The organism is Pararcticibacter amylolyticus (assembly GCF_003130405.1).
Classification (GTDB): domain Bacteria; phylum Bacteroidota; class Bacteroidia; order Sphingobacteriales; family Sphingobacteriaceae; genus Arcticibacter; species Arcticibacter amylolyticus.
Genome location: NZ_QEAS01000055.1, coordinates 1 through 3,248 on the forward strand (window position 1 = coordinate 1; position 3,248 = coordinate 3,248).

Consider the following 3,248-nt stretch of genomic DNA (forward strand, 5'->3'; position numbering starts at 1 on the left):
CAGGCTCTTCAGCCGGCCGGAATGGTCGTAGCTGAGGGTGCTGAGCACCGTGGTGCTGCTGCTGGCAGCGGCCTGAACGGTCTTCACCTGGCGGGCCTTGCCGGTAAAGTCGGGCACCATTTATATTACCATATCATTAATCGGTTGTCGTCCAACAAGGCAATTTTCAAGGCAGTACAATACTTCCTGCTTCGATTTTTTGATAATATTCAAAATCTTGAAGAATGGTTATCTTAGGATTCTTGTGTTTTATAATGATTGTATCCTGAGGTGTAAAATCATTCCGATAAACAAGATACTGAAGTTGAGGAAGCATTGAGATGCTCTCGATCATCGTCTTTTTATTTATTAAAGAATTGTTAACTAATATCAAATATTTCAATGGAAGGTCTTGCAATAACTTTAAATCACTAATTTCAAGAGACTCCAATTGAAGAAAGTACAAATTAGTACATTTAGACAGCCATAGGGGTATAGGTTTGTAGACGCTTGTGAAGTTATTACCATATCCCTCCGGCGGCGTTAAGCTAATCCTCTTTAACTTTTGGTAAATATCTTCAAATCTTGAAGGAAGATCAGAAGGTTTAAAATCGGGTTTAGCTATAAGATAATAAGGACAATTGTTTATACCAACAACTGCACAATTGCTATCAAAAAACATAAAATGAGCGCCCTTAATACTACGTAAGTCGCCTCCATATATTCCTGACCCTAGGATAGTTGAATTTGGAAGATCGTTAAACTTGCTTGAAATATATTGATTATCTGTGTGATATTTTATCTTATTGGAACAAGAAAAAGTACTCAATAAAAATAGCACTGGCAAAAACATGAGCTTATTCATATAGAATATCACCAACAAAATTATAACTACTTATATCTTCGTTGCTAAACAAGGCCTGAAAAATACTTGAATCAGAATCAGGATTATGCGATCCGGGGACTGATAAGTAAGGAATTCTTTTGCTTAATAGAGAGTAGCTGATAAAGCTATAATCCTGATAACACGCTTCAATGTTTTTTCTAATTATTGAGAACCAAGGTTCATATATATCAAGTGGAGATATATATATCACCGGACCAAATTTTACAGGTTTCGTCAAATTGGTTTCTATAATTATGTTATCGTATCCTAAAATAGTATAAACAGGTGCAAGTACGCTAACATAAACTCTTATCTCTCTCGTGAAGAGAAACATATCCTTTTTCTTTTTGAATAAAAGCAAGCTCCCTGAATATGAAGGTTGAAAGATGGGTGATTCGGCATCACCCTTTATTATACCTTTCTTGCTGTTTTTTATATCTCTTATAACTTGCTTCCACACTTTATACTTTTTAGGCGAAAGCTTATCGCTATTCAGCTCATCCAATAACCGTATACCACAAAAATGTGAATACCTAGGATCAGATTCCTTGAATCCTATAGGATAGTATTTAGCTATTTTTTCATAAAGCCTGATATAGTTTATTTCCATTTTCATCGCTATTTAAATGGTATCCAACCCGGATACAAATATACAAGGCTTGATTTAGGAACTCCTGGCCATTTATTTGGGGTGCGTTCCATAATGGTTACATTTCTAAAGTCAAGCCGTCCATTGAAATGGCTGCCTCCATTGCCGATGCCCTGGAGGTTTCTCTGGATTACCTGGTAGGCAATACAGACCTGTTGCTGGATAAAGGTATTTTACAGCGGATTGTCGAACTGCAGAAGCTCGCCCCCGAAGAACAAAGGGATGCCTTTAAGTTCCTCGATATGTTCCTGCGCGATGCCAAGGCCAGAAAAGCGTATGCCCAATAATAAGTCAAGCCCCGCTCCCTTAACGGACCGGGCTTGAGATATAGTTTTATTTATCATAAACCAGATCATCAGTATTGTTATATTTATCCGTTGCCTGATATCTCTATTACAGATTCATCAAGTCTACCTGCAATTATAGCACGTTCTAAATCGGCCAATGACAACTCTTTACTTTTAACCTTTTTTTGACCAGTGAAGTAACGGATTATAGCCGGTAATATCTTGTCTCCTTCTGGTTTAAAATACTCATCTGCCATAAAATTGGAAATATCAACATTGAACTCCTTTCCAAAAGCTACAAGGAATTCTACCGCATCATCACCTGTTATCCCCAGATCTTTTTCTAACGTTGTTGTCCTTTGAAGGTCAAATGGATACCTCCATCTCTGTTCCTCAACAAAATCTTTTATCTGTTCAAAAATAGCGTCACTCATATATATTACTTATTATGTACCAAGATCTTACTATCAGTCACAAAGTAATTGTGCTCTCCTTCTACCTCGATATTAAAGACAGACTCCGTTTTTTCCTTTTTCACAACATTTACAATGCGTTCCTCTATATTATCTAACCTCTTTAGAATATCTCCATTTCGTAAGTTCTTAACTCTTATCCATCCTCTTCCGATAACGTAAAAAGGGTGTTCGGCTGTTACCAATACAGTCTGACTACCGGTAACAACTTCATATATTTCGTTGCTCGATCTTTTGAAGGATTTTGTAACCTTATTTAAGCAAACAGACTTCTTTGTAAAACTAAATGAGTAGACACTGTCTCCGACGGCAATCCTCTCAATGGGCTTTAAACCCTCTTTGGTAAATATGTGAGTACCTGCAACAAAGCATACGTAAATTATTGAGCCTTCCTCTGTTCTCACTCCGTTTGGAGCTCCATTCGGCCATTGGACATCTATCATACCTTCGACAAATTCGCCGATTGCTTCCCGATTGTCATAAACATCATACGCTGTCATTCCCCATCCTAACCAGGGAACAAGGCGACCTAATGCCCTGCCAATAACATTTGTTCCTATTCTTGTTGCTACTTTTGTCCCTAATTCCTTTCCTAGTGTCTTGGTAAAAGTTCGAGGCAGAGCCTTTGAAAGAGTATAGGAAGCAATAGAAGAGCCTGGCTTCGAACCGAGTGCTCCAATAGGCTTCAACGCCCTGATTGGCTGGCCTAAACCAATTAACCCAGGGCCTACAAGATGCTCCCATCCTGACAAAGTCGACTCGTTTTGAGATACATTATTTATACCTCCTGCCGAGTTAGCATTCGAATTAACCGGAGTTGTCTTAGTACTGGTCACCGTTACCTTCTTCACCCATCCCCCGCTATAAAACTGCGGGTTCACCGCCGTAGCCAGTAACTTCGGGTCACCACCTCGTGCCAGCCACTCTTCCTGGCTGATCCGCCCCCCTGCCCATGGATTCCACTTGAATCCGGA

General features: G+C 39.2%; 5 protein-coding genes. 1 reads left to right on the top strand and 4 read right to left on the bottom strand.

Annotated features, from left to right (window positions below):
- Positions 1 to 166: 166 nt before the first annotated feature.
- Both DDR33_RS24880 and DDR33_RS24885 read right to left on the bottom strand, forming a co-directional pair.
- Positions 167 to 844, bottom strand: a complete 678-nt coding sequence (locus DDR33_RS24880; RefSeq protein WP_109418490.1) for a leucine-rich repeat domain-containing protein — start codon at positions 842 to 844, stop codon at positions 167 to 169.
- Positions 837 to 1,475, bottom strand: coding sequence for a hypothetical protein (locus DDR33_RS24885; protein WP_158280869.1), 639 nt, complete (start codon positions 1,473 to 1,475; stop codon positions 837 to 839). Before DDR33_RS24885 ends, DDR33_RS24880 begins: the two co-directional genes overlap by 8 nt.
- 128 nt (positions 1,476 to 1,603) lie before the next feature.
- Here DDR33_RS24885 and DDR33_RS24890 point away from each other — a divergent pair, with 128 nt between their 5' ends.
- Positions 1,604 to 1,801: a hypothetical protein gene (locus DDR33_RS24890; protein WP_202913847.1), complete on the top strand. Its 198-nt coding sequence runs from the start codon at positions 1,604 to 1,606 to the stop codon at positions 1,799 to 1,801.
- Between the two features lie 83 nt (positions 1,802 to 1,884).
- Here DDR33_RS24890 and DDR33_RS24895 read toward each other — a convergent pair whose 3' ends face one another.
- Positions 1,885 to 2,235: a DUF1493 family protein gene (locus DDR33_RS24895; RefSeq protein ID WP_109418492.1), complete on the bottom strand. Its 351-nt coding sequence runs from the start codon at positions 2,233 to 2,235 to the stop codon at positions 1,885 to 1,887.
- 5 nt (positions 2,236 to 2,240) lie between these two features.
- Positions 2,241 to 3,248: Hint domain-containing protein (locus tag DDR33_RS24900; RefSeq protein ID WP_238387944.1), on the bottom strand; the 1,008-nt coding region annotated here is incomplete at its 5' end.